The sequence below is a fragment of the Streptococcus oralis subsp. dentisani genome (assembly GCF_002096335.1).
Lineage (GTDB): Bacteria > Bacillota > Bacilli > Lactobacillales > Streptococcaceae > Streptococcus > Streptococcus oralis_Z.
In genome coordinates, this window is the sequence record NZ_NCUW01000006.1 from 1 (window position 1) to 1,312 (window position 1,312).

Below are 1,312 nucleotides of genomic sequence, written 5' to 3' on the forward strand. Positions count from 1 at the left end.
CCTGGATCCGTCAGAGCAGTGTAAGTTCCTACTCCTAACTCCGCAAGGCTAGACAGGTTATCTGCCGTTCCTTGCAAGTCCCGCTTCATCCACTCTGGAGTTTGACCGCCTGTTAAGCGATTGACGCCATCAATACTGGCAATACCAATAATCTGAGTCAAATCTACAGCTCCGATAGCAGTCTCTGAAACCATACTTCCAGCTGCACCAATAAAACCTTCCGCAAACAGGAGGGAATCCTTTATCCCTTGAGGAAGCGGTAGATTTCGTGTTCCCTCAACGACATCCCCCCACCAGGAACCAATCTCATTCGAGCGATCCTTCAGCCAGGCTTGGATGGGGTGATGACGGCGATAAGAAGCTTCTCGCTCAGCGGCTTCTTGTTCTGCCTTGCGTTTAGCAGCCTCAATCGCTTCTGCCTTGGCTTTCGCATACTGCTGATCCATCTCATAAATCGCTTTACCGAGATCTTCATGCGCCACAAAGTTAGTTAAAACAGGATCACTATAACTCAGACTCTTCACTCTTCCAGCAGCCGCCATCTGGCTACCTAAAGCACTAAAAAGCTGTTCAGTACTGCTGGTCGTGGACATCTTATCAAAGGCATTGACCTTATTCTTCGTATCCTGAACATACTTCCGGGCTGTCTGGGTATTGGTATAGAAGGTGCTGCTTAAGGGAGCACTCAGACGATAGAGAGTCGAAATACCATCATAGATACTCTTGAAGTTAGTATCCATCACCTTGTGTTTCTCATCGGCTTCATTTAGCTTCTTGACCGCATCATCCAAAGTTTCTTCTGCCAGAACTGCCGTTGCAGAGGTTTCGCCAACAAAATTCTGAAAATCCGTGATCGTCTTGGAAAACTCAGAACCTAGAAATTCTAAGCCATTCTTTAAGCCAACAATCACGGGGTTATGAACATTATTGATTTCATTCGTAATCGCTTTCCCAACTTCTCCATGCATGGAATTACTGGTGATGATGGCATTCATCCCATTTTTAGCGGTATCCAACTGACTCTGAGCAGTTGCGACCATCTTCATATAGGCCTCTTGGGCTTTCTGAAGCTCCGCAATATCGACATAAAATCCCATTAGCCTTCCTCCGTGTTTAAATACGGCTCATAATACCGAACAAAATCCTCACTGCGCATAAAGGCAGTCGATACTTGTTGCTGGGAGAGCTGAGTCGCACGTAAAACATCCTCTGTAAACTGACTTTCCCAGTCGTCACTGTAACCTTCAAAACGAAGTCGCTCAATCATCATGTTACTTACGAAAAAAGCGTCCATTCCAGGCATCTCACCCAA

Annotated in this window: 2 protein-coding genes; both read right to left on the bottom strand. The window is 46.1% G+C overall.

Annotated features, from left to right (window positions below; all coding sequences use genetic code 11):
• Positions 1-1,097 (bottom strand): T7SS effector LXG polymorphic toxin (locus tag B7709_RS00090; protein ID WP_239822480.1); only part of this gene is annotated, 1,097 nt, incomplete at its 3' end.
• A partial coding sequence (locus B7709_RS00095; RefSeq protein ID WP_084970734.1) for a hypothetical protein occupies positions 1,097-1,312 on the bottom strand: 216 nt, incomplete at its 5' end. The genes B7709_RS00090 and B7709_RS00095, both read right to left, overlap by 1 nt.